The sequence below is a fragment of the Rhodococcus sp. ARC_M5 genome, assembly GCF_022810405.1.
GTDB lineage: Bacteria > Actinomycetota > Actinomycetes > Mycobacteriales > Mycobacteriaceae > Rhodococcoides > Rhodococcoides navarretei.
Genome location: NZ_JALGQE010000001.1, coordinates 179,853 through 202,270, shown reverse-complemented (window position 1 = coordinate 202,270; position 22,418 = coordinate 179,853). Strand labels below are relative to the sequence as shown.

Genomic DNA, 22,418 nt, shown 5'->3' with positions numbered 1-22,418 from the left:
GGGGCTACTGATTGGTAGCGATCTGACCGGAGTCGAGATGCCCGATATCGGAGCGCTCGTCGCTCGCGACAGGGAACCGGGCCGTCCCGGTGTCCGCGACATCGGTCAACAGTGCGCGGAAGGCACCGACGTACTCGTGGACCCGCGCGGTTGCCTGCTCGGTGTTGGGGTAGCGCGCCGCGATGTTCATTCCCTGCGGTGTGCGATTGATCCAGATGTAGACGTCGTGCTGATACTGCTTACTACGCAGGGCTCGGGCGTTCCAGTCCGGCCAGTGCTCGGCGGCCGGTGCGAACCGGACATCCATGAACGACACGACGAAACGCGGGCGGGCGGAGTAGCCGAGAGTGGTGAACACGCGATCCAGAGGAACGCGGGCGATCGGTTTGGTTTTCTTCACCTCGGCCGAGGCCGCTGCCACCACCGAGCCGAACGAGTCCGTGCCGGCGATGTCGAACGATATGGGGCACAGTCCGACGAACCAACCCAGCGCGGATGCCCATTGGGGCTCGTCCCGGGTGTGGACCGGAGTCACCGTGCGAAAGCGAGTGCCGCCGCCCAGTTCGGAACCGGTGATGGCCAGCACTGCGAGCAAACCGGCGAACAGGCTGTGCCCGGTCTTGCGGCACGCGACCGAGAACGCGTCGGCCTGATCGGGGTCGAGCACCCACGCGGACAAACCGCCCTGGGGCAGATCGTCCGGGCTCGGATCACCGATGTCGAGGGGAAAGGCAGGTAGCTCGCCGTCGCCGTCGACGAGAAAGTCCCGCCAGATCCGCACAGCGTCGTGCGAATGCTCCAGTTCCGCATTCCTCTCGCGTTCGGAGGAACCGAAGTCGAGGTAGCTGCCGGCCTCGAAGAGGGCGGCAGGCGCACCGCCGAGTTCTTCTCCGTACAGAGCAGCGATCTCGTGGGCCACCAGCACCGTGGACAGCCCGTCGATGATCGAGTGATCCGCTGCGAAGAACACGGTGATCGGACGCGTCTCGTCCACCGGTTCGAGCGTCACGAAGGCATAGGCCGGCCAGATCAACGGCGAGGTGAACTCGTCGAAGAGATACTGCAGGTGCTCGAAGACCTCGCTCGATTGCGCGCACCGCTCCTGCTCGACCTGCCAGATGTCGATAGCTCCCTGTGCGGCGGTCACCCGCGTCATCTCGCCCGTCACCTCGTCGATCGACGCGCTCGAACGCATCGCCTCGTGCCGGTCTATCCAGTTCAGAACTGCCCGGCGAAACGCAGGCTTGTCCAAGGGGCCCGCGATCTCGAAGGCCGCGCCGAGCCATGACTCACGACCGCGACGAGGACTGCTCAGGCTCGTCCGCAGGTGTGCCTCGTGGACGTAGGACGTCGGCCTGGCGTCGGGCCGCCACCCTGCCGCTTCCGGCGTGCGGGCCTGCGGGCCGACGCTGGGTATCCACTCGGTGAGCGTGCCCGCGGGAACCGCGTAGTCCGCCAACTCCGTGAACTCCATATCGGCAGCAACCAACCTTCGTCGTACGCATCGGGGGACAGGGCCCTTGCAGCCCTGCCGCGGAGTCTAACGACGACCCGTTGTATCGATCAAGACGACGGCGCGCTACCGTCGCCCGTCAACGCAGGTGACGCTTGATCCGCGCCAGCATCGCCGACATTCCGCGCAGTCGTAGCGGGCTGACCGCGTCGCTCAGCCCCAGCGCCGAGTAGAAGTCGTCCGGCACGTCGAGGATCTCCTGTGCGCTGAGACCGTCGAGTCCCTGCGCGAGGATCGAGGCGAACCCCCGCGTGGTCGGCGCTTCCGGCGGGGCGCTGAAGTACAACTGGATCCGCGCCGGATCTCCCGCGTCGACCGACAGGAACAGCGGAGACTGGCACTCCGGCACCGGTTCCATCGCATCCTGGGCCAGGTGCTCGGGCAGCGGAGGCAGTTCGCGACTGAACTCCAGCAGCAGCTGCAGTTTGTCCTGGCCCTCCACTGCGGCGAAGTCCTCGACGATCTCGGCCAGCGATTCCGGAAGGGAACTCATCGAGCCGCCGGAGCCGATCCGGGCTCCTCGCCCTTGGCGATCGGGACGCGAACGGCGTTGCCCCATTCGGTCCACGAGCCGTCGTAATTGCGAACCGAGTCGTATCCGAGGAGGTGGGTCAACACGAACCAGGTGTGACTCGACCGCTCACCGATGCGGCAGTAGGCGATCACCTCGTCGGTCGAGGAGGTGTCGGAGTAGATCTCGTCGAGTTCCTTGCGGGAACGGAAGCGTCCGTCCGGTGCAGCCGCCTTGGCCCACGGGATGCTCACGGCGGTGGGGATGTGGCCTCCTCGCAGCGCGCCTTCTTCCGGGTAGTCGGGCATGTGGGTGCGCTCGCCGGTGTACTCGGCGGGGGAGCGAACGTCGATCAGTGGCACGGTGCCGAGCGAGCCGAGCACGTCGGAGGCGAACGCACGGATGGGTGCGTCGTCACGCTCGACTACCGGGTAGTCGGTTGCGGGGAACTCGGGGACATCGAGCGTGGTGTCACGGTTCTCCGACAGCCAGGCGTCACGACCTCCGTCGAGCAGACGGACGTCCTGATGGCCGAAGAGGGTGAACACCCACAGTGCGTACGCGGCCCACCAGTTGCTCTTGTCGCCGTACACGACGATGGTGTCTTCTCGCGAAATACCCTTGCGGCTCATCAGTGTCGAGAACTGCTCGCCGTCGATGTAGTCGCGGGTGACCGGATCGTTGAGGTCGAGATGCCAGTCGATCTTGACGGCACCGGGGATGTGGCCGACGTCGTAGAGCAACACGTCCTCGTCGGATTCGACGACGCGAAGGCCGGGGGTGCCGAGATGAGCGGACAGCCATTCGGTCGATACGAGACGATCCGGATGCGCATAGTCGGCGAACGTTGCGTTGGAATCGGTTGGTACAGGCACGTATCGGCTCCTACGGAAGATATTCGGCTCGCGGCCCGCCCGGGGGTGAACGGACTGCACTGTCGATCCTATGCGGAATCGGTTCGTCAGGGCGTCAGGGCAGCGATGTCGGGCTTCGTTGTGCAGGCCCGCATGAGGGCGACGAGTTCGGCGGTGAACGCGGCCATCACCGCGCGTGCCGTGGGTGTGTCGGGGAAGCGTGCTCGCAGGGCCAGTCCCGAGGGGGTGCGGGAGACCCAGAACTGGGCGTCGTCGGACACCGTGGCATTGCTGATGTGGTGTGCGTTCGAGTCCTCGAAGAGTTCGTGTCCGTCGATTCTCGTGTAGTCGATGTAGGACACCATGAACACGTCTCGACGCGACAGCGTGAACGCATCGCCGAGATTGGCCAACACCTGGGGGATCGGGACGGTGCTCAACGGCAGTGCTGCCCGAAACGCGCTGTGGGCGGCGGTGATCGTGTCGGAGAGGTGGGTTCCGACCTCGACGGTCATGGGGGCATTGGTGGTGAACCAGCCCAGGGCTCGCGACCACTTCTGCTGATGGCGGGTGTGCAGCGGGAACAGAAACGGCATGCGGCTCGGTCCGCCGATGGCGGCACCGGCCTGCGCGATGGCAGCGACGACGCCTGCGAACATGCCGGCTCCCGATCCGGCGCAGAGCTGCTCGAATTCGAGGGTGTGCCGCGCATCGAGCACGGGGGTGAGCGCCGTTGCCTGTGGCGCGGCGTCACCGTCGGCGAGGCCGAGGTCGAAGGGGAAACGCGGCGTGGTGCCCCCGCACTCGGTGAGAAAGTTCGCCCACCGCACCATGCGCTCGTCCGCGGGATCGACGCGCGGCTCGGTTGCCTCGATGCGGCAGTACTCGACGAACCCACCTACCGGAGGCAGGTCCACGTCCGGTCTCGACGGGCAGCGACGGTGGGCGTCGTACAGGGTGTGTATCTCGTCGACGACCACGGCGATGGACATGGCGTCGACGTTGGCGTGGTCGAATGCGCACAGCACGGTCGAGGTGTCCGGCCGGTCGATGCCGAAACAGGTGTACGACGGGAATTGCCGTGCATCACAGTGTAGTTGGAGTGCGCTTCGGAGCTGATCCCGAAGCGTGGACGCCGACGCGACAGCGGATCGAGTGGACTGCCGCATCTCGACGGCACCCGGCTCGTAGAGCGTCCGTTCGACCCCTGCCGTTCTGCGGACGAACGCACTGCGCAGGGTGTCGTGGCGGTCGATCAAACGCTCGAATGACCACCCGAGTGCTTCGATATCGATGCTGCCCTGGACATCGAAGGACCCGGCGATCCAGACGCGCTCGGCCTTCTCCAGATCGCCCAGGTGAAACAGCTGGTTGAACGACGGTGGAATGGGCGAGGGTCGCGGATCGCCGGTGACGACGGCGGTGAACTCGATCAGCGCACCCGCACGCGGGGTGAACTCAGTGATCGAGGTGACCCGCACCGGCCGGCTCCTGAACGAGATGGTCGAGCGTGATGTCGTAATCACCCTCGCGGGCAATGGTGTTCAGCACGTGCGCGAGGTGGTCGTGGTATCGCTGCACCGCAGCGGCGGCGACCTCGGTATCGGGGGTTTGTGCCACCAGATACAGGTGCTCACCGTCTCGGTTGATCCACATCGATGCGTTGGACGTCGAACCTTCTCCGGTGAAGTGCTTCGCGCGTGTGTCGGCGTCTCGCCCGACGCCGGGGAACCAGCGAAAGTCGATGTACGAGAGCATGTTCGGGCTGACCGCCAGCTCGCTACCCAGAGTGCCGTCGGCAGCCAGAGCGCCGAGTACGGCGTGCACCGGGGCCTCGGCGATCTGTTTGGCCTCCTCGAAGCCTCGGTGCGCCAGGGCCGCGACGTCGGAGAACGTGTCGTGTCCTGCCACCTCGAACGCGACCGGAGCGAAATTGACGAACCACCCCTGAGACTGTCCGTAGTCACCGTGGTGCCGGGTACTCAGTACGGTGATCCCGAAGTAGTCGGTGGCACCGGCCAATTCGAAGTCGGTGATCCCGACGGCGGCGAAGATGCCGCTGCTCATCCGGGCCCCGGCGGCCTTGCATGCGGCGTCGAATGCGGCAGTCAGGTCCTTGTCCAGCAAGTGACGTTCGACGATGCGAACCGGGGCTTTCTCACCGGGTGCGAGCCCGAGGTCGAGTGGGAATCGGGGCATCCGGCCGTCGTGCCGGGTGAAGATGTCTCGCCAGGCGGCGATTTCGGGAGCATCGGACCCGAATGTTGCCGCTCGTGCCCGTTCGTCGGCGGCGTAGGTCAGATGGCTACCTGCTTCTGCAGGTTCGGGTACCTGTGCTCCGGTCTCGAGGGCGTACAGATCGGCCAATTCGCTGATGACCAATGCCTGCGAACCGCCGTCGGTGAACGCATGGTCGGCACCGTAGTGCAGGGTGAAGCTACCGGGCCTGGCGACGACACCGACGACGAACCCGGGCCAGACGTCCGCGGTTGCCTCGGACGAGAACCGTTGGCGCACATAGCGTTGGAACTGCTCGTCGTCAGTCGCATGACCGGCGTCCGACACCTCGAACGCGGCTACCTCGGGGGTGGCGAGATGTCGAACGACGGTGTTGTTCTCGATCTCGAACCAGCAACGCAGGCCCTCGTGACGCACTACGTAGGCGGCCAGCGCGCGGCTCATCGCGTCCGTGTCCACGTCACCGTCGATCTCGGTTGCGACCCCGGTGTAGGCGGTGTGAACATCGCCGCGTTCGCGTGCCGCCCAGGCCGCCTTCAGATGGTCCTCCTGGAGAAACGACGGCGGAGTCGAATCGGCCGGTGCCGCAGCGGCGATCGCTTCGGCCGCCGCCGTCGGATGCCACTCGAGCAGACGGCCGGGAGCGGGATTCCACCTGCCCATTGCGGTGATGATCATCGTCGCTTCATCCTTTTCGGTTGGGGCCGCGGCCCGATTCGATGGCTCACTCTGCGGCGACGACCACCGACTGCGAGGCCGACGTGAGCACCGTATCGGCACCGCAGTCGGAGTCGATCACCGCCGTCAACACTGCGACGAACTCGGTGATGAAACGGTGGACGTTGGTGGATGCAACATCCGAACTGGGGAAGCGCGCGGAGATGTTGAGGCCTTCGAGCGTCCTGTTGACCCAGAAGTACACCTCGTCGTCGGCGTGGCAGTTGCTTCGCAGAGCCCGGCCCTTGCGGCCCTGCCACTGCGCGGCGTCCGGAAGGAACCGAAGGTCGATGTACGAGACCACGAATCGGGGAATCTCCGTCGACTCGAGGATCTGGGCGATCTTCGAGTACGGCATACGTGCCAGACCCTTGTTGGCCGCGCCCGCAGTTGCCGCGGCTTCGAGTGCCTCCCCGAAGGTGTGAGCGTTGTCGAGCTCGATCTCCATGGGCAGGATGCCGACGTACCACCCGACCGACGCAGCCCACTTCTGCTCGTCTCTGGTGTGCATCGGCATCACGGTGCGCAACGACGAGCGGCCGGACAGGCGCGAGTTCGTCAAGGCGAGAGCCGCGAGTATTCCGGCTTGCATGTTGTACCCGGCGGTACGGCACGCAGAGTTGAAGGCATCCGACTGGTCGGACGTCAGCAACCACGACGAGATGCTGCTCTGAGCAGCTGGATCGGCGGCAGCGGGTGCCCCGTCGACCGTCACCGGCAGTGGGAAGGCGGGGAAGCGTCCGTCCTCCACCGACAGAAATTCCTGCCAGGTGCGCACTGCACTGTGGTCGCTGGTCAGCGTCTCGCCGAGAGTCCTCTCGGACTGGCTGAAGTCGACATAGCTACCTACTTCGGGTAACTCCGGGTCGATGCCGTCGAGGGCGTGTGCGTACAGGCGGTCGATCTCGTTGATGGCATAGATCTGGCTGTAGGCGTCCATCACCGAGTGGTCGGCGGCGAACGCGAGCAGGAACGACTCTCCCGGCCCGTTCGCCAGAGCGCGGGATGCGTCGTCCGGTTCGATGGTGGCGAGGACGAAGTGCGGCCACGCCGTCGGAGACACGGTTTCGCCGAACCAGGAGTGCAGGTGGCTGAAGACCTGAGTCTCGGTCCGGGGTTCGGTGTGTGCCCGATCGGTCACCTGCACCGCATCTGCCGGAGCGGTGTGGCGCAGCCACGAACCGGATTCCTCGTCGCGCCGAACCTTGGTGCGAAACGCCTCGTGGCGAGCCATGTATGCGGCGATCGTTGCGCGCACTGCCTCGACGTCGTAGCGGCGATGAATCTCGAACACCGTGCCGATCCACGAGCCCGGTGCGCTGCGCTCGCAATGGTCCTGGTGCGTGAAGGACAGGCCGCGGGGGTCCGGCGCCCAGCGGTCGTCGTCGACGCGGGGGACCCACTCGGTCAGGCGACCGGCGGGGAGGGGGTAGTCGGCGAGTTCGGTGTATTCCATGGGAGTCCTCTTCCGTTCCGGGCTCGGTCAGCGATGTTCGGCGTTCGTTCGGTATTGAGTGTCCGATTACGGTTGAGCCGCGCGTGTAAAGCAGCGGAGCGGTGCCCGTCGCGTCGACTCGTCGTTTATGTGTTTGCTGTTGGATTGCTGCTTTCATCATTGAAAGAACAACGTCATTGCCGTCGACCCGAAGTGAGTCCAGAACACACGATAGGGCGAAACCAAAATTATTTCGCTACGCGTAAAAGTAATACTTCTCACTGTCGAGCGTCTTGACCTGTCGATCCCGGATCTCCTGCCGAAGACGCCCCGACTGTCCTATCGTACGACTGCATCACTGTTTCTGCTGGTCTTCTTCATGAATGTTCACAGGGAGAGTGTGGTGCGGCACGGCTCGGACGACGGACTACGAGCCACATCACTGGATGGGCCGAACATGATGCGGGGCACAATTCGGCGTGCATATCACTGCACCTATTGTCGATTGCTAATACGTGGTAAGTGGCGAATTCTCACCGCTGCCTCGGTGTCGGAGATGTAGTACGTTCGGCGCGTGACTCGAATTGGATTTGCCGATCACCTATTCTTGAGAATGCACCACGGCATCGGATATCCCGTCTATAACCAGTTTTTGTGGTGGTTCGACGAAACCGTCCGGCGCGACGACCTGGAAAATCTACGCAACAACCTGTCCGACGGTTTGCTTGCGCGCCGAGTGGTCTCCTCGAGAGTGCCGACTGCTCGTGCTCGATGGGTGCGATCACCCGTCTCCCATTCACTGGACTTTCACTCGCAGTTCATCGACGAGGCCGACATACCGGCGTGGGCCGACGGCCGTCTCGATCCCGACATCGACCCCGAAACCGGTCTCGGATGGCGTCTGGCGGCGGCACCGGTGTCGAACGGCGGGACGGTCGTGTCCTTGGTCGCGTCGCACATGGTCGCCGACGGCGGTGCGCTGATCGAAGCAGTCCGTGCTGCGAACAACCGGTCGAAACAAGGCCGGTTGGCTCCTGACGCCGACGGCATCGCAGCCATCGGCTCGGACCTCAGAGACGCCGCAGAGCAAGCGTGGTCCGTCGCTGGGTGGCTGGTGAACGCCGCCGCCGACGCACTGCCGATCCCGACCCGAACCGAACCCGACGCGGTCGTCCCACGATCCCGCCCGACCCGGTCACAGGTGCCCGCCGACGCGATGGACTCCGACTGGGTATCACCTCACGCCGTGGCAGAGGTGAACGCGGGTGCCTGGACCGCAGCCGCCGAGCGATGGGGTGGTACGTCCAATTCGCTGTTCATCGCCGTCCTGACGGCAGCGTCCGGGAACGCCGGACGTGCCTCGATCGGCGACTCGGTGCAGTGGTCTCTGCCGGTCAGTGACCGCACCCCGGCCGACACCCGTTCCAACGCCACCAAGATCGTCAAGATCGACGTCCCCGTCACCGACGCCTCGGACCGCGACCTGACGACGATTCGGTCGATCAGCAAGGCGGCGTTCACCGCTTTCGCCGTGAGGCAGGCCGAAGGGCAGGCACCCACAGGCATCTCGCAGGCCCTTGTCCAAATGCTGCCCGACGCCGTGGTTGCGCGTGTTCCGCAGCCGCGAGACGGTGCCGAAGGGCTCGCGTCCAACCTCGGTGTCCTCCCCGAGGACTTCACCACGGTGGCCGGCGTTCGGGCTCGTGCAGTCTCGGGCAGGGCGACGTTCGCGGGAGCCGATGCCGCATTCGCCCGGTCGCTCGACGGTGGTCTCACGGCCTGGGTGTGCGAGACGGGATCGAGCGTGACCGTGACCGTGCACGCCATGGATCCCGATCGCTTTGCCGACGAGGACGTCCTGCGTGAACACCTGACCGAGGCGTTCGCTCGATGGGAGCTGTCCGCGCGTTTCTGGTGACTGCGTCAGCGGTCGCGCGCGGCGGCTTCGGCGATGTCGGCAGCTGCAGCCACCGCCGTTGTGGTCGGGGCAACGACGTCGGCGAGTCGACGCGCCGCCTGCCTGGCGCGGTCGGTAGTGATATCGGTAATGGCCTGCTGCAACACGGATTCGGTCAGTGTCGAGAACTTCGTGCTGGCTCCGGCTCCGATCCGTCGTAGAGCGGTTCCCCAGTACGGCTGATCGGCGCTGAACCAACACACGAGCGTCGGTAGACCCGCCCGCGCAGTGGCCGCCGTCGTACCCGCGCCGCCGTGGTGCACCGCGGCGAGGCACTGCGGAAAAACAGTCCCATGATCGACCGAATCCACGATCTTGATGCTGGAGTTCGTCCGAGTCGCAACAGAATCGGCACCGACGAGGTTGCTCCAGCCGGCACAGACGAGAGCACGAACACCGAGTCTTTCCACGACGTTCTCGATCATGCGCAGGAGGGCGGCCGGGTCGGGAACAGGCATGCTGCCGAATCCGAAATACACCGGTGCCGAGCCGGCCTGCAGCCATTCCTCCAGCGTGGGATCGGCCTCGAAGCGTCCACTGCTCAGGCCGAGGAATCCGACGAACGGACGAAGCGGTCCCCATTGCTCGGCGAGCCCTGGGAACAGCGCCGACTCGTAGGCCTGAATCTCGACCCCGCCGTAGCGTTCGGAGCGAACGGGCAACGAATCGCCGGTCGGTGCCATTCCGAGGGACACTCTCTGCGCGTTCTCTCGGGTCTTCATCGACTTCCAGCGCATCGACTCTGCCAATGCCCACATCGATCGATTGAGCCGGCCCGGCAGGGTGATTCCCGGAACCACGGGCACGACGTCGTTGCGCCGGAGTGGGCAATAGTGCAGTGCCACAAAAGCACTGCCCGCAGACTCGGCCATGTTGAAGGCCATTTCCTGCCCCAGCGAACCGGTGACGACCGCATCGCAACCTTCGGCCATCTGCTCGAGTTCGGCTGTCATTCGGTCCCAGCCGTAGTTGGCAAGCTCGGCCAGCGCTGCCAACCTGGTCCGCGGATTGCGTGATTTGATACGCACCCTGATCAGCTCGGACTCCAAGAGGCGCTGGGTGTCCGGGCCGAACGACACCACACGTATCGGGTCGCACTCGGCCGTTGTCGTGCGCGCGAAGTCCAGCAGATTCGGCGGTGCGCCGAATACCACCTCGTGCCCGCGATCTGAGAGTTCGACGCCCAGCGCCAGACCGGGCGTCACATCACCGCGGCTCCCGTTGAAGGGCATCACGAACTTCATACGGGCACTCGCAGTCGCGTCGGTTTCGGAGAGCGATCACAACCTATCAGCTTCGCTCGCAGTAGCCCGGTGCGGAAAACATATGGTGCGAAACACATTTGCGGCCCACCTGCGTCTGCACTCGCGCAGCGATAGTCTCTCGAGGTGGAAAGACTGACGTACGACGACGACCTGTTCCTCCGCATGGAATGCGTACTCGGGGTACCGGTGGTGAACCAGATCGTCTGGAAGTTCGACGGTGCCGTCGCACTCGACGCACTCGAATCGATGTGGCGAATGCTCGCCGCAGGTCCCATCGATCGATCCGTTCGGCGGACGCGGATGCCCGGAGCCCGTGACAGTTGGACGGCGGCGCGCCGATCGGCCGATCCCGTGGCGATCGGATCGTCGATCGACCGCACGGCGGTCGACAGGTGGATCGAGGACGAAGCCGCAGTGACGTTGGACCCGATCGGGGGACCGGCGTGGCGCTTGTCGGCCACCTCGGTCGACGGAGGCGGCACGATCGTGTCGCTGGTCGGCTCGCACGTGGTCGGCGACGGTGGGGCACTGACCTCTGCCGCCGCGGCTGCGCTCGCCGGACGCGCTGTACCCGACGACTTCGTACGCGTCGGACTCGATGACAGCTCCGCGTCCTCGATGACGCTCACGGGAGCCGATGTGTCCGATGGTCTCGGCCGGATCGGTGCGTCGCTCTCGGGTGCGGCACGAGCGATCGGCCGCACCGCGGTGGAGACGGCGAGGGCACGGTTCACGGCGTCGGCCGGCCGGAGCAACGCCGCGCCGGACTCCACGAGCGCCGATCCGGACCGTCCGCGCGTGTTGGTCGCACCCGAGAACGGGGCGTGGGTTCCGAGCACCGTCGTTGTCGACTGTCTTTCCTCGCAGTGGTCCGCCGCTGCAGCGAGCAAGGGCGGCAGCTCCAACAGTCTGCTGGTCGCGGTGGTGCTCGGAATCCTGACCGGAAGCGGCAGGATCACAACGGAGGACAGGGTTCGCGTCGCCCTTCCGGTCAGTACCAGGACCACGGGAGATCGGCGCGCCAACGCGACCTCCGGTGTCTCGATTCACGTCGACGCCGGAGGGGCGTACCTCGACGATCTCGGAGCTATCCGCGCATCGAGCAAGCAGGCCTTCAGAACCCAGGCCGATCGCACCGTCACGACGACGTTCGAGCTTCTCAAACCGTTGATGCAGTTGCTGCCGGACGCGATCGTCGCCAAGCTCGCCGCGTCGGGATCGGCACCGCTGTGCCTGTGTTCGAATCTCGGTGCACGAGGCGTCGCGCTGCGCACCATCGGCGGTGTCGACGCCACCGCGGTGGCGATGAGGTCGATCACGCAGAACACCGATGTCGACCTGCTGCGCCGCACCGGCGGCGGCGTCAGCGCCTGGTGGAACGAATCGGGGGAGCGCGCGACACTCTGCGTCACCGGGCTCGATCCGGACAGGTTTCCCAGCAAGGAGCACCTGCGTGGGCTCGTCGAGGCGGAGTTCGAACGCTGGGGCCTGACGCCCGAATTCTGGTGACCTCGAGACAAGTCACAACTGCAGGCGAGGACGGATTTTCGACCGGATCGCCGGTGCGGCTATGCTTTCCGACTGTTCGAGTGTTCGAGCAGGTGTGAGAAAGGGGAGCGATCCATGGCAGTGGTCGTGTTGTTCGGGTCCGAGACCGGTACGGCCGAGGAGGTCGCCGACAAGATTGCGGACGTGCTGAGCGATCATGACGCCGAGGTACGCGACATGCTCGAGTACGAGGTGTCCGACATCGACACCGACGACTTCCACGTCGTCGTCTGCTCCACCTACGGAGACGGCGAACTCCCCACCGGTGCAGAGCCGTTCTTCGATGCACTCGTCGAGGACGCTCCGGATCTCGCCGGACTGCAGTTCGCGGTGTTCGGTCTGGGGGACCGGGTCTACGAGGACACCTTCAATCGTGGCGGCGAGATCCTCGCGGAGAAGCTCACCGAACTCGGCGGCAAGCAGATCGGTACCCACGCTCGGCACGACAGCTCGTCGAACGTCAAGCCGAAGTCCATGGCCGAGGAATGGGCTCGGGAGTTGATCGACCTACTGCCCTGACGGTAACGACCGACTGCGACGGGTACCTTCCGGCGGAGCCGGGGCGATTACGACGGTGTTCGGTCCCAGAGGGCAGCCAAGGACGTACCGACACGGGTGAGCAGCGTCCGCACCAGCGGCAGACCTATTCCGATCACCGACGACGGATCGCCCTCGATGCGGTCGACGAACCAGCCGCCGAGGCCGTCCAGCGTGAACGCACCTGCCACCAGCAGCGGCTCGCCGGAGGTGAGGTAGGCCTCGAGATCCACCGAGGACGGCGTCGCGAAATGCACGATGGTCGAACTGTGCGCTGCAGCCTGCGCCACGACCACACCGTCGGTCACTCGGAGCACCGCGTGGCCCGTCAACAATTCGCCACTGTTGCCCGCCATCGACTGCCATCTTTCGCGCGCCACCTCGACCGAATGCGGCTTGCCGTGTAATTCGCCGCCGATGGACAGCATCGAGTCGCAGCCGACTATCACCAGATCGTCGGCCGAATCCGAAAACGTCTCGGCCACTGCCGCTGCCTTGGCTCGGGCCAGCTCGGTGACCACCGTTTCCGGAGACGCAGACGGACCGAGCGCTGCGCTCAGTGCATCCTCGTCGACACCCGACACTCGGACGATCGGCTCCACACCGGCACCGCGGAGCACCGACAGGCGGGCCGGCGACGCCGACGCCAGGACCAGACGAACGGGGCCCGGCGCAGCGTCGGAGGGTGCCACCGTCACCGTGGGTGGCGACCCGACGCGGCATACGAATACGCCGATCGAGCCACGAAGCCACGATGCAACGATTCCGGCGAACCCCACAGCTCGCGGGGACGAGAATCGACCGTCGATTGCGACCCGTTCTGGGCCGCCGTCAGAACCGCCACCAGAGCGGCAAGTTCCTCGTCACTCGGATTGCCCTTCACCACGCTGACGGCAACGGGTGTTCCGGACGCTGCGTCGGCGCTCGCGGCGTCATGATTCGCTTGTGCGCTCACTGCGTCGTGATTCGCTTCGCTCATAGTGGGATGTTTCCGTGTTTCTTGGGTGGGAGGGTGACTTGTTTGCGTTCGAGCAGTCGTAGCGCGGTGACGATCTGGCCGCGGGTGTGACTGGGCGGGATGACGGCATCGAGGTAGCCGCGTTCGGCAGCGATGTAGGGGTTGACGAGGGTGTCCTCGTATTCCTGCTGCAGTGTCAACCGGAGGGCGTCGACGTCCTCACCGTTCTTCGCGGCCTCCAACAGTTTCTTGCGGTAGACGAACCCGACAGCACCGGAGGCTCCCATGACGGCGATCTGCGCGGTCGGCCACGCCAAATTCACGTCGGCTCCCATGTGCTTGGACCCCATCACGTCGTATGCCCCGCCGTACGCTTTGCGGGTGATGACGGTGATCTTCCCGACGGTCGCTTCCCCGTAGGCGTACAACAGTTTCGCCCCACGCCGGATGATGCCGTTGAATTCCTGCCCCGTGCCGGGCAGAAAGCCCGGTACGTCGACCAGGGTGATGATCGGGACGTTGAAGCAGTCGCACGTGCGGACGAAGCGGGCTGCTTTCTCGGATGCATCGATATCGAGGGTGCCTGCGAACTGGGTGGGTTGATTGGCCACGATCCCCACCGACCGGCCGTCGATCCGCCCGAACCCGACGATGATGTTGCGGGCTCGACCTTCCTGGACTTCGAGGAATTCGTCGTCGTCGAGGATCCGGGTGATCACCTCGTGCATGTCGTACGGGGTGTTCGGTGAATCGGGGATCAGGGTGTCGAGTTCGAGGTCCTCGGCGGTCAGCGAGTCCTCGATCGCCCCGACAACAGGGTCCGACGCCACGGTGCGGGGGGCGTCGGCGCGATTGTTCGAGGGTAGGTAGGACAGCAGGTCCCGGACGTAGTCGAGGGCGTCCTGTTCGCCGGAGGCGACGTAGTGCGCGACCCCGGATTTCTCCATGTGGGTGTGTGCGCCACCGAGTTCTTCCATGGTGACGTTCTCGCCGGTGACGGTTTTGATGACGTCGGGGCCGGTGACGAACATCTGGCTCGTGCCGTCGACCATGACCACGAAGTCGGTCAGGGCCGGGGAGTAGACGTGTCCGCCTGCGGCGGGTCCCATGATCACCGAGATCTGCGGGATCACCCCGGACGCGCGGACGTTGCGGTGGAAGATCTCCCCGTACAACCCGAGGGAGACCACCCCTTCCTGGATGCGGGCTCCGGCACCTTCGTTGATCCCGACCAGGGGCCGGCCGGTCTTGATCGCCAGGTCCATCACCTTGACGATCTTCTCGCCGTAGATCTCCCCCAAGCTGCCACCGAAGACGGTCGCGTCCTGGGAGAACACGCACACATCGCGGCCATCGACCGTGCCGTAGCCGGTGACGACACCGTCACCGAACGGCCGGTTGTCGGCCAACCCGAAATTTTGTGAGCGGTGCCGCGCCAACGCGTCGAGTTCGACGAACGAGCCCTCGTCCAGCAGGGCGGTGATCCGCTCCCGCGCGGTCAGCTTGCCCTTGGCATGGACCCGCTCCACCGCCGCCTCACCCGACGGAATCTCCGCAACCGCGAGACGTTTACGAAGATCGGCCAACTTACCCGCAGTGGTATGGATATCGGGGGTTTCGGCCGACCCGTGTGCAGTGGAATCCTGGACGCTGGTCATGGGGCACCACTTTAACGGCGAGTGTGATCTGGGCCCCGACCGAGGGTGGTTCGCCGAAGCCGATCGTGCCTCGCCGAGCCCATATGCTGGTCGGTATGTGGACAAACCTCGATCGCCCACCACTGGACGTTCGCGCGCTTCGCCGGGCGCTGGTGGATGGACCGCAGGCATCCTGGTCTCGGTTGGACGTGGTGGCCGAAACCGGTTCGACCAATGCCGACCTGATTGCGGGGGCTGCGAACTACGCAGACCGAACAGCCCTGCTCGCCGAGCATCAGGGCAGCGGACGCGGCAGGCATGCGCGACCGTTTTCCGGTGCGCCCCGGTCGCAGATCCTGGTCTCGATGCTGTTGAAGTTTCCCGGAATCGATCCCGCGGTCCTCGGGTGGGTGTCGCTCATGACCGGAATCGCACTGGTCGACGCGTTGCGCACCGTCGGTGAAGTCGATGCTCGACTGAAATGGCCCAACGACGTACTGATCGATGGCAAGAAGGTCTCGGGCATCCTGGCCGAGGTCGCCGCGCACGGGCCGTCGCCCACTGTCGTCATCGGGCTCGGGGTGAACGTGTCGATGACGGCCGATGAGTTGCCTGTGCCGACGGCGACGTCACTGGCGCTGGAAGGGGCTGCAGTTCTCGACCGCGACACGTTGGTCCGGGCAATTCTGCGTGCGATGGCCGCCGAGGTGGATTCGTGGCGGGACTCGAACTGGAACACCGATGCGCTCGCTCACCGGTACCGGGAGAGGTGCGGCACCATCGGGCAGCGCGTGCGGGTGGACCTGCCCGGCGGCGACGAAAAGGTCGGAACGGCGGTCGATGTCGACGAGCACGGGCGCATCGTGATCGAGGTGGAGCACACCGGGACCGAGAACCCGTCGGTGTTGGCCGTTGCCGCCGGCGACGTCACCCATCTACGACCTCTCACGTGAGACCATCTCAGCTCGACGGAAGCTATAGCAAATAGTCAGGAGTGCACGGTGGGCTATCCCCAAGATGCGTTGGCCGATGAGGAAGAGCTCCTGCTTCATCATCACCCGCACTGGAAGATGCTGATCCTGCCGTCGATCACCTTCGTGATCGCCACAGGTGTGGCGGGCGTCGCCCTCGGCGCTGCGAGTGCACGGCTCGAATCGACCGCTGCGAACGTGGCGATGATCGCCACGGCTGTGCTGTGGGCGGTGATCGTCGGGTGGCGTTGTCTGGTGCCGCTGATCAGCTGGAAGTGCACCCATTTCATCGTCACCGATCGGCGGGTGTTGATTCGACAGGGTGTGCTCACGCACTCCGGTATCGACATTCCGATGAGCCGGATCAGCAACGTGCAGTTTCGACACGGGCTGGTCGATCGAATGTTGCGCACCGGCACCCTCATCATTGCCTCGGCATCGGACGATCCACTCGAGTTCGACGACATTCCCCAGGTGCAACGAGTCCATTCCTTGCTGTACCAGCAGGTATTCGACTCGATGGAATACCGCCGCGAGTCCGTGCACGGGCGGGAGACGGCGTTCGAGTCCATGCCCGAGGATTCGGCCGCCGAGTCCAAGCCCGGTTGGCGCGCGGGCAAACGCAGGTAACACAGGCTGTTCTCACCTTCGAACCGTATGGTGACCGATGTGACCGACGTGCTACTTGCCGAAGACGACGAAGCCATCGCTGCACCCCTGTCGCGCGCCCTCGGGCGCGAGGGCTACACGGTGACCGTCGAACAGACCGGTCCCGCCACTCTCCAACGCGCGTTGGACGGAAAATTCGATCTGCTGATCCTCGACCTGGGCCTGCCGGGGATGGACGGTCTCGAAGTGTGTCGGCAGGTGCGCGCCAACCGATCCGAGGTGGCCGTCCTCATGCTCACCGCACGAACGGACGAGGTCGACTTCGTCGTCGGCCTCGATGCCGGAGCCGACGACTACGTCGGCAAGCCCTTCCGGCTCGCCGAGCTCATGGCTCGCGTACGTGCGCTCCTTCGTCGTCGGGGTGCCGGCGATGATTCCCCGATCGAGGTCGGTGCCATTCGCCTCGAACCCGCCGCTCGACGCGTCCTCGTCGGTGGCACCGAGATCTCCCTCGCCAACAAGGAATACGAGCTGCTCAAGGTCCTGCTCGACCACGCAGGCCAAGTCGTCTCTCGCGAAGTGATCCTGCGCGAGGTCTGGGGCGACGCAGAGCTGCGGGGGTCGAAGACTCTCGACATGCACATGTCCTGGCTGCGGCGCAAGATCGGTGACGAAGGACCTGTGGCCGAACGCCGTATCGCGACGGTTCGCGGCGTCGGATTCCGCATCAACAGCGACTAGCGGTCGATGCGCCGTCGAATTCTGGTCTCGATTCTCGCTGTCGTCGTCATGACGGCTTTGCTGCTCGGTCTGCCCCTGATGTACACCGCGTGGCTGTGGGTGGAGGATTTCACTCGCAACGACCTGCAGGCCCGCCTGGATCGGATGGCGGCGGAGATCATCTCGCAGGAAGGGTCGGCGGGGCTGATCGAGGGCCAACTCGACATCGGTTCACTTCGGCTGGCGATCCCGCAGGGCGGTCGCCTGGTGGTGATCTACCCGACCCCGGAGGACGCCGCCTCGCGCGCAGACATCGGCGAAGCGTCCGTGCCTCGTCCGCTGGTCGAGTCCCTGTCGATGGGTACCTCGGGTTCGCTTCGACTCGAAGTGCCGTCGGACGACATGCGTTCACTGCAACGCCAGGCGCTCGGAGCGGTGACTCTCGTCGTTCTGGCGTCCGCGATGGCGGGCACGGTTGTCGCTGTCGTCACGGCGAAGCGCTTGGCCGATCCGCTGCAGGACGTGGCACGTCGAGCTGCCCGACTCGCCGAAGGTGACTTCCGGCCGGACCCACGACGGCACGGGATCGCCGAACTCGATCGAGTCTCGGAGGTTCTCGACTCGGCCACCGTGGAGATCGCCGGCCGGCTGCAGCGCGAACACACGTTGGTCGCAGACGTCTCGCATCAACTTCGCAGCCGCCTGACGGCCGTTCGTCTGCGCCTGGACGAAATCTCCACGCACCCGGACCCGGCGGTGGTCGACGAGGCCAACGAGGCGATGGATCAGGTCGATCGGCTGACGCTGGCCATCGACGAGCTCGTACGGTCCTCTCGCAGTGACGGCGCGGCCGGGGCACACGAAGTGTCGGTCGTCGAGGAACTGATCGGGACCATCATCGAGTGGCAGCGAAACTTCGAGGACGTGGGTCGGACGTTGGTCATCAGGGGAGACGAGGATCTGAAGGCGTCGGTGACGGGATCGCGATTGCGCGAGGCCGTCTCGGTGCTGATCGACAACTCTCTGGTGCACGGCGACGGAGCCTGCACGGTGGCCGTCCGGGCGGTCTCGGCGAAGGAGAGCACCGAGCGACGCCGCGAATCTCTGGTCTGCGTCGAGGTTTCGGACGAGGGCCCGGGGGTGAGCAACGAACTCGCCCCGCACATCTTCGACCGCGGATTCTCCGGTGCCGGCTCCACCGGTGTCGGGCTCGCGCTGGCCCGGGCCTTGATCGAGGCGGACGGCGGCAGGCTCGAACTGCAGCGGCGCCGACCCGCTCTGTTCTCGGTGTTCGTGCCTGCGTGGCGTGAACCGTCGCCTGCCGTGCGAAGCAGCGAACCGCGCTGAGTCGGTTCAGGGTTTGTCGAGTGCGTCCGCTGCGTCGGTGGGGTCCTCGTTGCGTTCGGCGTCGACCTCGAGGATCGTGCGCGCGTTGTCCTCGGGAAACGCGAACCGTCGCAGAGCCCAGAATCGGAACGCCATCTGCAGCAGATTGCCGATGATGTAGTTGAGGACGAAGTCGATGACCACCAGCGTGGTCAGCGATTCGCTGGTCTCGCGAATGTCGAAGATGTTGTTCGCAATCCACAGCGGACCGGCCGCGATGAGCACGCCGATGCCGCTGATGGCGAAGAACAGCAGCGCCTCGTGGTGCCGTTCCCGTCCGCCGCGGTGCTTGAACGCCCATTCGCGATTGAGGAAATAGCTCAGCAGGGTGGCCAGAACGCCGGAGATGATCTTGGCGATCACCGGCTTCTGTTCGAGCACCGTCAGACTCAGCGAGTAGAAGATGACGAGGTCGAAGACCATTGTCGTACCACCCACGATGGCGAACTTGATCAGCTCACTGTGCCGAATCGCGAGGTCACGAATGGGCGTGGGTAAGCGATGAAGCACGCTGTCGATCGTCGGCACAACGCTGAAGTCTACGAAACACCCCCTCGATCCGACGAACCGACGCTCTGATCATCAGGGTTTCCACAGGTCCGCACCGACTCCGCGGTCTCGCGTGCGGCTGCCGGTTCGGACCGATGTCGCGCGACATGACACCATGGTGAGCCGTGACAGGTACCGAACCGCGCCCCACTGCCGCGCGCCCGTCGTCGACCGGAATGCCCGTGGTGACGATGATCGGCGGTGGTCAGCTCGCCCGCATGACCCATCAGTCCGCGATCGAGCTCGGACAAACTCTCCGCGTGCTCGCCGCGGGTGCCGACGAGCCGGCAGCGCAGGTCAGCCCCGACGTCGTTTTCGGTCACCACGACGACCTCGATGCTCTGCGCACCGCCGCTACCGGTTCCAACGCGCTGACCTTCGATCACGAGCATGTGCCGACCGAGCACCTCGAGACTCTCGTGGCCGAGGGCGTCAACGTGCAGCCGCCGCCGAGTGCGTTGATCTACGCGCAGGACAAACTGCGCATGCGACGCAAACTCGCCGAGCTCGGCGCGCCCGGACCCGCCTATGCGGAGGTCTCGTGGGCGCAGGACGCGGTCGCCTTCGGTGACGAGCACGGGTGGCCGGTGGTGCTCAAGGCCGTCCGCGGCGGCTACGACGGCCGCGGGGTCTGGATGCCCGCAGACGCAGAGGAAGCCGAGGAGATCGTCTCCGCACAGCTCGACCTGGGCGTACCGCTCATGGTGGAGGAGAAGGTCGCCATGCGCCGCGAGCTGTCGGCCATGGTTGCTCGGTCACCGTTCGGGCAGGGTGCGGCCTGGCCCGTCGTGCAGACGGTGCAGCGCAACGGCCAGTGCGCCGTGGTGCTGGCACCGGCCCCTGACCTCGACGAGGACGTCGCCACGTTCGCGGGCAAGCTCGCCCTCGACATCGCGAGTGCGCTCGGTGTGGTCGGAGACCTTGCGGTCGAACTGTTCGAGACCACCTCGGGCAAGCTTCTGGTGAACGAACTGGCCATGCGGCCACACAACTCCGGTCACTGGACCATGGACGGGTGCCGCACCTCGCAGTTCGAACAGCACCTACGCGCAGTACTGGACTACCCGCTCGGCGACACCGATCCACTGGCTCCCGTGACGGTGATGGCCAACATTCTGGGCGCGGCGGATGCGCCCGAGATGACGATGGACGAGCGGCTGCATCACCTGTTCGCACGCATGCCGGATGCGAAGGTGCATCTGTACGGCAAGAGCGAGCGCAAGGATCGCAAGATCGGCCACGTCAACATCCTGGGCTCGCAGTCGGGTTCGCTCGCCGACCCCGACTATGTGGCCTCGGTGCGCGAGCGAGCCGAACGCGCAGCGCACTGGATGTCGCACGCCGAATGGACCGATGGATGGGACCCCCACGATGCCTGACACCTCCAACTCCACTCCTGCCGTCGGCCTGATCATGGGCAGCGACTCCGATTGGCCGACGATGGAAGCCGCAGCCGAAGCGTTGGCGGAGTTCGGGATTCGATTCGAGGTCGGCGTCGTGTCGGCGCACCGCACTCCGCAGCGCATGCTCGACTACGCGCGCGAGGCCGCGGACCGCGGCATCCGAGTGATCATCGCCGGAGCCGGGGGAGCAGCCCACCTGCCCGGCATGGTGGCGTCGGCGACGCCGCTTCCGGTCATCGGTGTTCCGGTGCCGCTGAAGTACCTCGACGGTATGGACTCACTGCTCTCGATCGTCCAGATGCCTGCAGGTGTTCCTGTGGCCACGGTCTCCATCGGCGGCGCTCGGAACGCAGGTCTGCTCGCTGTCCGGATCCTCGGTGCGTCCGATCCGGCTCTGCAACAACGGATGTCGGAGTTCCAGGCCTCACTGGAGGCGATGGTGCTGGAGAAGGACAAAGCGCTGCGCACCACCCTGCTGGGGTGAGCGGAACCGTGTCACGGAGCGAGCAGCTCAGGCGCGCAGGTCGCGGTAGTCGGCAGGCCGTGTTCGTGACCCGGCTCGCCTTGCTCTACGCCGGGCTGTGGCGCGGTACGGCGAGCTTCGACGACGAGTTCGAGATCTTCGTGTGCACGGGTCTGCGCGGCGGATTCGGCCGCGGGGGAACGACATTCGGTGGTGCCTATCTGACGAAGGGCAACACCGCTCGTCGCGTGTTGCGACACGAGTCCGTGCACGCCGACCAATGGGCCCGTTTCGGGCTCACCTTCCCGTTCCGCTACCTTGCCGAGGAAGCCCGACATCGGGGCCCGGCCAACAAATACGAGAGAGAGGCCGGACTGGCAGACGGGGGCTATCGTCAGCCCGGCTGAGCGATGGTGGCGGTGACCTTCTCGGTCTCGGCGCGCCGCTGTGACTTCGTCTCGTCCGGATTCGCCACCTGAACCAGTGACGCTCCGGTGACGAGCACCGAGAGCAGCCCGTCTGTCAGTTCGTCGGCTGTGGTCCAGTGTGCGCTGGACATCACCCGGTCCGATGCGGTCAGCGACCTGGCGTCGGCCCGATCACGTGCGGCAGCGAGTACCTCGTCCACCGAGCGCCCGTCCAGAGCCGCACTTCCACCCCCGGAATCCATGGCCCTGAATTGATCGCCGTGCACCCGCACCGACGTCGCGTAGTCGGTCATTCCGATGGGCAGATCGGGGACGGCCTTGCCGAACGCGTCGAGCGAGAAGGCCAGCACCTCGTCGACGTCGGGGGCTTCGTCGAGGCGATCGCCCGAGACCAACGCCACGTCGGCGGAGTCGTCGGCCCCGAGGATCACCTCGCCGCCCGCCCACCAGATCCCGAGTAGCGCCGCAGCCGTCTGCCAGTGCGCGGGTAGCAGCACACTCACCCTGCCACCCACCTCGAACGCGAACTCGTCGCGCAACAGATTGGCGGTCTTGGCCGCCCAGTTCGCAAGGGTCACCGCCGACACCTCGACCCGCTCGCCGGTCGCATCGTCGTAGAACGTGACGCGCGGACCGGCCGGATCGGCGGCGAGAATCGGGTCGAGCAGGGTCTGAGTCAGATTCGAAGCCACCCCACGACCCTAGATGACGCTCGCCGA

At 65.5% G+C, this 22,418-nt stretch carries 22 protein-coding genes; 10 read left to right on the top strand and 12 right to left on the bottom strand.

Annotation, left to right across the window (positions count from 1 at the left end; translation table 11 throughout):
* Positions 1-4: 4 nt before the first annotated feature.
* From MTX34_RS00960 to MTX34_RS00935, 6 genes are all read right to left on the bottom strand, one after another.
* On the bottom strand, positions 5-1,474 hold the full coding sequence (locus MTX34_RS00960) for a condensation domain-containing protein (RefSeq protein WP_243608130.1): 1,470 nt from the start codon (positions 1,472-1,474) through the stop codon (positions 5-7).
* Positions 1,475-1,592: 118 nt separating this feature from the next.
* Positions 1,593-2,006: a SufE family protein gene (locus MTX34_RS00955; RefSeq protein WP_243593576.1), complete on the bottom strand. Its 414-nt coding sequence runs from the start codon at positions 2,004-2,006 to the stop codon at positions 1,593-1,595.
* On the bottom strand, positions 2,003-2,899 hold the full coding sequence (locus MTX34_RS00950; RefSeq protein ID WP_243593575.1) for a sulfurtransferase: 897 nt from the start codon (positions 2,897-2,899) through the stop codon (positions 2,003-2,005). Before MTX34_RS00950 ends, MTX34_RS00955 begins: the two co-directional genes overlap by 4 nt.
* A gap of 86 nt (positions 2,900-2,985) precedes the next feature.
* On the bottom strand, positions 2,986-4,359 hold the full coding sequence (locus tag MTX34_RS00945) for a condensation domain-containing protein (protein ID WP_243608129.1): 1,374 nt from the start codon (positions 4,357-4,359) through the stop codon (positions 2,986-2,988).
* Positions 4,337-5,794, bottom strand: coding sequence for a condensation domain-containing protein (locus tag MTX34_RS00940; protein WP_243608128.1), 1,458 nt, complete (start codon positions 5,792-5,794; stop codon positions 4,337-4,339). The genes MTX34_RS00945 and MTX34_RS00940 overlap by 23 nt, the downstream gene beginning before the upstream one ends.
* A gap of 46 nt (positions 5,795-5,840) precedes the next feature.
* A complete protein-coding gene (locus MTX34_RS00935) occupies positions 5,841-7,289 on the bottom strand; it encodes a condensation domain-containing protein (RefSeq protein ID WP_243608127.1) in 1,449 nt (482 codons plus the stop codon).
* Between the two features lie 592 nt (positions 7,290-7,881).
* Here MTX34_RS00935 and MTX34_RS00930 point away from each other — a divergent pair.
* Entirely contained in the window at positions 7,882-9,186 is a 1,305-nt protein-coding gene (locus tag MTX34_RS00930; protein ID WP_243608126.1) for a hypothetical protein, read from the top strand.
* Between the two features lie 5 nt (positions 9,187-9,191).
* Here the strand turns inward: MTX34_RS00930 and MTX34_RS00925 are convergent, their stop codons facing one another.
* On the bottom strand, positions 9,192-10,469 hold the full coding sequence (locus tag MTX34_RS00925) for a glycosyltransferase (RefSeq protein WP_243608125.1): 1,278 nt from the start codon (positions 10,467-10,469) through the stop codon (positions 9,192-9,194).
* 144 nt (positions 10,470-10,613) lie between these two features.
* Here MTX34_RS00925 and MTX34_RS00920 point away from each other — a divergent pair, with 144 nt between their 5' ends.
* Both MTX34_RS00920 and MTX34_RS00915 read left to right on the top strand, forming a co-directional pair.
* The gene (locus tag MTX34_RS00920; protein WP_243608124.1) at positions 10,614-11,999 is read left to right on the top strand and encodes a hypothetical protein; all 1,386 of its coding nucleotides are present in this window, start codon (positions 10,614-10,616) and stop codon (positions 11,997-11,999) included.
* Positions 12,000-12,113: 114 nt separating this feature from the next.
* On the top strand, positions 12,114-12,557 hold the full coding sequence (locus MTX34_RS00915; RefSeq protein ID WP_243608123.1) for a flavodoxin domain-containing protein: 444 nt from the start codon (positions 12,114-12,116) through the stop codon (positions 12,555-12,557).
* Positions 12,558-12,604: 47 nt separating this feature from the next.
* Here MTX34_RS00915 and MTX34_RS00910 read toward each other — a convergent pair whose 3' ends face one another.
* Genes MTX34_RS00910 through MTX34_RS00900 form a run of 3 tightly spaced genes read right to left on the bottom strand, consistent with a single transcriptional unit; the run spans position 12,605 to position 15,191 of the window.
* Entirely contained in the window at positions 12,605-13,267 is a 663-nt protein-coding gene (locus tag MTX34_RS00910) for a nucleoside triphosphate pyrophosphatase (RefSeq protein WP_243608445.1), read from the bottom strand.
* Between the two features lie 2 nt (positions 13,268-13,269).
* A complete protein-coding gene (locus MTX34_RS00905; RefSeq protein WP_243608122.1) occupies positions 13,270-13,554 on the bottom strand; it encodes an acyl-CoA carboxylase epsilon subunit in 285 nt (94 codons plus the stop codon).
* Positions 13,551-15,191: an acyl-CoA carboxylase subunit beta gene (locus MTX34_RS00900; protein ID WP_243608121.1), complete on the bottom strand. Its 1,641-nt coding sequence runs from the start codon at positions 15,189-15,191 to the stop codon at positions 13,551-13,553. Before MTX34_RS00900 ends, MTX34_RS00905 begins: the two co-directional genes overlap by 4 nt.
* 95 nt (positions 15,192-15,286) lie before the next feature.
* Here MTX34_RS00900 and MTX34_RS00895 point away from each other — a divergent pair, with 95 nt between their 5' ends.
* Genes MTX34_RS00895 through MTX34_RS00880 form a run of 4 tightly spaced genes read left to right on the top strand, consistent with a single transcriptional unit; the run spans position 15,287 to position 18,817 of the window.
* Positions 15,287-16,123, top strand: a complete 837-nt coding sequence (locus MTX34_RS00895) for a biotin--[acetyl-CoA-carboxylase] ligase (RefSeq protein WP_243608120.1) — start codon at positions 15,287-15,289, stop codon at positions 16,121-16,123.
* Between the two features lie 48 nt (positions 16,124-16,171).
* Complete coding sequence (locus MTX34_RS00890) at positions 16,172-16,771, top strand: PH domain-containing protein (protein ID WP_243608119.1); 600 nt, start codon at positions 16,172-16,174, stop codon at positions 16,769-16,771.
* Between the two features lie 39 nt (positions 16,772-16,810).
* Complete coding sequence (locus MTX34_RS00885; RefSeq protein ID WP_243593563.1) at positions 16,811-17,491, top strand: response regulator transcription factor; 681 nt, start codon at positions 16,811-16,813, stop codon at positions 17,489-17,491.
* 6 nt (positions 17,492-17,497) lie between these two features.
* Complete coding sequence (locus tag MTX34_RS00880) at positions 17,498-18,817, top strand: HAMP domain-containing sensor histidine kinase (RefSeq protein ID WP_243608118.1); 1,320 nt, start codon at positions 17,498-17,500, stop codon at positions 18,815-18,817.
* A 6-nt stretch (positions 18,818-18,823) separates the two neighbouring features.
* On the opposite strand, the gene MTX34_RS00875 is transcribed toward MTX34_RS00880, so the two are convergent.
* Positions 18,824-19,384 carry a GtrA family protein gene (locus tag MTX34_RS00875; protein WP_243593561.1) on the bottom strand — a complete coding sequence of 187 codons (561 nt, stop codon included), beginning with the start codon at positions 19,382-19,384 and terminating at the stop codon, positions 18,824-18,826.
* Between the two features lie 146 nt (positions 19,385-19,530).
* Here MTX34_RS00875 and MTX34_RS00870 point away from each other — a divergent pair, with 146 nt between their 5' ends.
* From MTX34_RS00870 to MTX34_RS00860, 3 genes are read left to right on the top strand one after another with little or no spacing between them, the layout of a single operon-like run.
* Positions 19,531-20,784 (top strand): 5-(carboxyamino)imidazole ribonucleotide synthase, encoded by a 1,254-nt coding sequence (locus MTX34_RS00870; RefSeq protein WP_243608117.1) that lies wholly within the window; start codon positions 19,531-19,533, stop codon positions 20,782-20,784.
* Positions 20,777-21,292: a 5-(carboxyamino)imidazole ribonucleotide mutase gene (gene purE, locus MTX34_RS00865; protein WP_243593559.1), complete on the top strand. Its 516-nt coding sequence runs from the start codon at positions 20,777-20,779 to the stop codon at positions 21,290-21,292. The genes MTX34_RS00870 and purE overlap by 8 nt, the downstream gene beginning before the upstream one ends.
* On the top strand, positions 21,289-21,678 hold the full coding sequence (locus MTX34_RS00860) for a hypothetical protein (RefSeq protein WP_243608116.1): 390 nt from the start codon (positions 21,289-21,291) through the stop codon (positions 21,676-21,678). Before purE ends, MTX34_RS00860 begins: the two co-directional genes overlap by 4 nt.
* Here the strand turns inward: MTX34_RS00860 and MTX34_RS00855 are convergent.
* Positions 21,666-22,391 carry a TIGR03089 family protein gene (locus tag MTX34_RS00855; RefSeq protein ID WP_243608115.1) on the bottom strand — a complete coding sequence of 242 codons (726 nt, stop codon included), beginning with the start codon at positions 22,389-22,391 and terminating at the stop codon, positions 21,666-21,668. The genes MTX34_RS00860 and MTX34_RS00855 overlap by 13 nt on opposite strands.
* Between the last annotated feature and the right edge of the window lie 27 nt (positions 22,392-22,418).